Here is a 5,416-nt window from a genome sequence, read left to right on the forward strand (position 1 = left end):
AGCCAAGAATTATTATTATTTTGATGAAGAATTATATAAACGAAGGTTCAATATAGAGAAAGCAAATGCTTGGATGGATAGTTTCAAAGCATTATTAATACGATTTGAAACTTCTGTAATAACATGGTATTCTTTGCATTATATTGCTTTTGTTATTTTATTCCTCAGAAAACTAATAGTTTAAACAAGTTCAATACTATTTTTGATGTTATTAATCGTTTTTTATTTTGTCTATTAAGGATTTGTATAATATTGATAGGCTTATATATTTTACCCCTTATTCTAATTCCAACTCAAGTTACTCCTGATTTTGAATAGCAAATATATAATATTTCACCTATTAGACCAATTTTTTTATTTTTTTCTAAAAAACACTTTCAAATAGAGATAACCCCATAAAAAAGCCCTGCATATACCTGATTTTTTTTATAATTTATAATCGCTTAATCGACGACTTCTCCATATAAGTCGAAATCATCCGCAACCGTAATTTTAACATTTACAAAGTCTCCCACTCCAATATAGGTGTTTTCAGCAGAAACCAACACGGTATTGTCCACATCCGGAGAGTCAAACTCAGTTCTCCCGACAAAATAAGCACCTTCTTTTCTATCGAATAGACATCTATAAACCTTGCCTATTTTCTGCTGATTAATCTCGAAAGATATTTGTTGCTGAATCTCCATAATCTCTTCTACACGACGTTCTTTAACTTCTGTCGGAATATCATCTTCGTAGATAAAGGCTCCGGTATTTTCTTCATGAGAGTAAGTAAAACATCCCAATCTATCGAAACGCTGCTCTTTGACCCAAGCTTTTAATTCCTGAAAGTAAGCCTCTGTCTCTCCAGGAAAACCAACAATTAGCGTAGTCCTAATGGCCATCCCCGGAACTTTGTCCCGAAATTTAGCCAACAAGTCGTTGGTTTTTTCGTGAGTCGTCCCCCTCTTCATGCGCTTGAGTATATCGTTATTGATGTGCTGAAGAGGAATATCTATATAATTACAAATTTTAGGTTCTTGCTTAATAATATCCAATACATCCTCCGGAAAACCTGTGGGGAAAGCATAATGCAGTCTGATCCATTCAATACCTTCAACTTTTACCAGCTCTTTCAATAAATCCCCTAATGCACGTTTTCTGTACAGATCTAAGCCGTAGAATGTTAAATCTTGAGCGATTAGAATCAATTCCTTGACTCCATTCTTAGCCAGATTCCGAGCCTCCTTTACTAGATTTTCTATAGAAGTAGAAGTGTGTTTCCCCCGCATAAGAGGTATAGCGCAAAAGGTGCAAGGTCTGTCGCAGCCTTCAGATATTTTAAGATAGGCATAATGCTTAGGAGTGGTCGTCAAACGCTCCCCTACCAGTTCATGGCGGTAATCGGCGCCCAAATGTTTTAGTAAAACGGGCAAATCACGGGTTCCAAAATACTGATCTACATCTGGAATTTCACTTACCAAATCGGGTTTATATCTTTCCGAAAGGCAACCTGTCACAAAAACTTTTTCTACCAACCCCTGCTTTTTCATATCGACATACTCCAAGATGGTATTAATGCTCTCTTCTTTAGCATTATCAATAAAACCACAGGTATTGATCACCACAATATCCCCTTTATCTTCATAAACCACATCTTTACCATTGGCTTTAAGTTGTCCCATTAAAACCTCAGAGTCATATACATTCTTAGAACATCCCAGTGTTATAATATTAATTTTCTTTTTATTAGAAGATTTTGTGCGCATGAGTCAATTTTGAGTAGGCAAATTTATAACAAAAAAATAAAGTACGAAGCATGAAAATCCACGCCTCGTACTCTATGATTTCTGTACTATGCTTTAAGTTTACTAATAAAACTTAATTACTCTACGATATTATACATACCCGTGGCATCCTCATGACCACCGGTAACTTTACCCCATGCTGTTTTGTCTTTATCCTCAGATACCTTTGCAGGTTCATGGAATAAAGTAAGAATAAGACTTGCTCCTCCTTCTTCTGTTTTTGTCTTATTCACTTTCCAAGTTGTCTTTAAACCGACTTTAGCCCCATCTTTTCGGGTAGAGTTAGCCTCATCTGTACGACTTAATACAAGGTCGGTTTTAGGGAAATTATACACCAAAAAGTGCTCATCTTTAGCTGCTACAATCTGGCTGGTAACATCTTTTCCTTCATGAAAAAAATGAGTGGTTACATCATAAGTATGCCCATTCTTTAATTTAATATTGGGAAAAGTTTTTGAATTAACTTTAGTATTGTATTCGGCCGTAGTACGATCGGCGGTATCGGTAAGTTTTAATACAATATTTGTTATCTGCTCTTCATCATGATCATCTTCATCTGCGGAACTCCTATTACAAGCAATAAAAGACAAAGATAAGACTGCCATTAAAACACTAATATTGAATATTCTAAAAATATTTTTCATTATTTAATTAATTTAAAAGTTATACTTAAGTTGTAAAATAAAATTGCGCCCGGTCTCATCACTGAAAAAACGCAACCTGTTTAAATAATCTCTATAGTTGGTATTAAAAAGATTGTTAACAATAAGTCCAGCGGAAAAGTTTTTATAAAGATCTATTCCGGCTTGGATTCCAAATAAACTGTAGGCTTTAGGTGGTGTGGAAAGATCCACTTCCGCTTGATAGACATCTCCTTGAGCATTGTACAAGGTAACATATACCGGATTGTAAGGATATCGATTCTGGCGAAAAACCTGTCTACTATTTACACTGATATAAAAATTATGCCATTGTGATCGGCTAAACTCTATTTCATTGTAAAGATTGAAAGGCGGCATTAATATTAAAGGAGTATCATGTGTTATATCCTGACCATATAAATAAGCACCACGGCCTTTATAAGTCCAGTTATGACTTAGTTTCCATTGAATATCTACATCTACTCCAAACATCTTGGCATCAATCTGCTTATAAGTCCATTCAGGAAATATAGACCCCTGATAACCACTTACGCCTGTAGGGACTTGATTAATATAATTTCGGGTGTAAAAGAAATAGGGGTTTATAGAAATTTGCAAACCTTGTAAAAGTGCTAAATTGCTTTCCAATAAGAAATTTAGCTGACTGCCTGTTTCGTTTTTTAATCCCAAATCTCCTCTCTCAAACATAGCTGCCGAATGATGAATACCGTCTGAAAGCAATTCTGCTATATTAGGAGCCCTATCAACCCGCGCGTAATTAAACTTCATTCTCCATGAGGAGGAAGGCTTATATTCCAGTCCCGCATTAAAGGATAAATTGTGATAGTTTAATAGTGGACGTGTCAAAGTGCGCTCATTCTCCTCCCTTATCCTAAACTGAGGATATAAATGAGCGTACCGCTTCTCCCACTGAGTGGTGTTGTACCACTTATAAGCATCATATCGGTTAAAATCGTAGCGTCCAGCAGCTTCCACATTCCAATGGGGGTTAAACTTATACTTAAATACAGAATAAGCTCCTACTGTGTACTTATTGTAATTGGGGATTAAGCGCTGTGATTTTGTGGCCATAGGATCAGAGTAATTATTCTGATAAATTACGTCCACTCCAGACTCTAAACTCCACTTATGACGTTCTAATAGATGATTTACATTTATCTGATGCGTCATCAATTCCATATCCAAAGCCGGAAGCGCTTTAAAGTCTGCCCGACGCACATCATACTCTTGTCTATGGTTATACTGAAAACTATAAGTCAAGAAAATCTTACCTAAATTTTTAAAATCATCATAGGCATTTAGCTTTAGCAAATGATGCTCTACCACCTGCTGTGGACTGTCAATATCATAGCTGAATTTTCTTTCAAAAATAGGTCTAGAGGAATTAATGGCTTCATAAAGACCTCTTACACTACCAATATGTGTAGCTCTAAGGATTCCCATCTTACGATGGGTGAGATAATAATCCAAAGAAAATCCTCTGTGCACACTTTTCTTCTGCACCCCGAAATTAAAAGAACTCGACTCCATTCCAGTATTCATCAAACCGTAATCAGGCGTAGCGAGATCTCCCAATTTATGATAAGAACCGTTCGTATTCAACGCCCAACCATCTTTCCACAATTTCACAATACTCACATTTAAACCTCCCCCCTTACCGTTAGACTGGCCGCTCATTATAACATTTCCCTCCAGGCTATCTTTTTTAGGATAAACAGCAGGCTCTAAGAGTACAATACCTCCAATTGCCTCATTTCCAAACTTCAATGCAGAGGCTCCTTTCACTACATCAATATGCTGGTAATTACCTATATCCACATTTGGAGCATGCTCTATGCCCCACTCCTGTTCAGCCATCTTGACTCCATTGTTAAGGATAGCGACACGACTGCCATACATTCCATGAATAATCGGTTTTATGATATTATTTCCGGTTTTCAAACCTTCTACACCCGAAACATGAGTGAGAAGAGCGCCTAAATTATCGGATATGTTTCTAGAAATTATTTTTTTATCCAATGAAGTTACGATCATAGCTCCGGGTGTACGGTGCTTCACATTCAACACCACCCTCTCTATATCCTCTGTACGATGCTCTAGATTAATCTCTACTTTAAGATTCTGATCTACATTCAAATACTCTTTAAATGAATTAAATCTAGGATGGGTAACCTCTATAGTATAGTTTCCCTCTTTTAATTGTAGAGAAAAATTTCCCTGAGCATTGGATATAAATTTATCCCCGTTTATGCTGATGTGAACCTTACTTATAGGCTGCCGATTATCAGAATCTCTTATTGTTCCCTGAAGATTAAAACTCCTTTGGGCATAAGACATCACGACACTGCAAACCAGAAAGAATGCCATTATAGACTTTGACATATATTAATAAATAAAATGTTAAAAATAGCTGCGAAAACACTGCTAACTTTGTAGTTTAACTATTAAATAAGCCTAGGCGGACCTCTCAAAGAGAAAGAAGACCTTAGCTCTAAAAAAAATGTTTGCTGATAGGTATAAATAGGCTCTGCAAAAATTGGGGCTTTGAAAATAATTAAGGGAAAATCAAAGCCTTCATAAAGCTGAGGACTAGCCAACAGATGGCAGGAAAGACAATCCTTAGCGTTTGGTAAAAGGGATTTTTCCACTTTTAAAGTCGCCGAAGAATAAGAACTATCCTTATGGGTATGCAAAAATCCCGCAAAGAAAACCGTAAAGGTATAGATCCCTACGATAAACGCGGCCAGAAATTTCTTAGTATGTTGCCTGGAAATCAATTGCATTACCTAGCAAATATAAAAATTTTTACCATATCTTTTATATTAAAATATTATAATATTACCCGTGGTGGATTTAAGCAATACGAGTTTTTAAGTTGTTAATATTTCTATTGTTTAGTTTATTAATGCATTGTATAACAATCAGTGCCATTATCTTAGATAATATTCTGTTCTTAAAGCCATCAAA

General features: G+C 35.9%; 4 protein-coding genes and 2 pseudogenes. 1 reads left to right on the forward strand and 5 read right to left on the reverse strand.

Features of this window, described 5'->3' with window-relative positions; translation table 11 throughout:
• Positions 1–184: pseudogene (locus GNY06_RS13750) on the forward strand (IS5/IS1182 family transposase); the annotation flags it as partial.
• A 259-nt stretch (positions 185–443) separates the two neighbouring features.
• Here the strand turns inward: GNY06_RS13750 and rimO are convergent.
• The 5 genes and pseudogenes from rimO to GNY06_RS15705 all read right to left on the reverse strand — a co-directional run.
• Positions 444–1,748, reverse strand: coding sequence for a 30S ribosomal protein S12 methylthiotransferase RimO (gene rimO, locus GNY06_RS08585; RefSeq protein WP_166519699.1), 1,305 nt, complete (start codon positions 1,746–1,748; stop codon positions 444–446).
• A 116-nt stretch (positions 1,749–1,864) separates the two neighbouring features.
• A complete protein-coding gene (locus tag GNY06_RS08590) occupies positions 1,865–2,431 on the reverse strand; it encodes a hypothetical protein (RefSeq protein ID WP_166519700.1) in 567 nt (188 codons plus the stop codon).
• Between the two features lie 12 nt (positions 2,432–2,443).
• The gene (locus GNY06_RS08595; protein ID WP_166519701.1) at positions 2,444–4,831 is read right to left on the reverse strand and encodes a TonB-dependent receptor; all 2,388 of its coding nucleotides are present in this window, start codon (positions 4,829–4,831) and stop codon (positions 2,444–2,446) included.
• Positions 4,832–4,893: 62 nt separating this feature from the next.
• A complete protein-coding gene (locus GNY06_RS08600; RefSeq protein ID WP_166519702.1) occupies positions 4,894–5,232 on the reverse strand; it encodes a hypothetical protein in 339 nt (112 codons plus the stop codon).
• 70 nt (positions 5,233–5,302) lie between these two features.
• Positions 5,303–5,416, reverse strand: a pseudogene (locus GNY06_RS15705) (IS982 family transposase); the annotation flags it as partial.

Source organism: Elizabethkingia argenteiflava (assembly GCF_009904105.1).
GTDB classification, from domain to species: Bacteria; Bacteroidota; Bacteroidia; order Flavobacteriales; family Weeksellaceae; genus Elizabethkingia; species Elizabethkingia argenteiflava.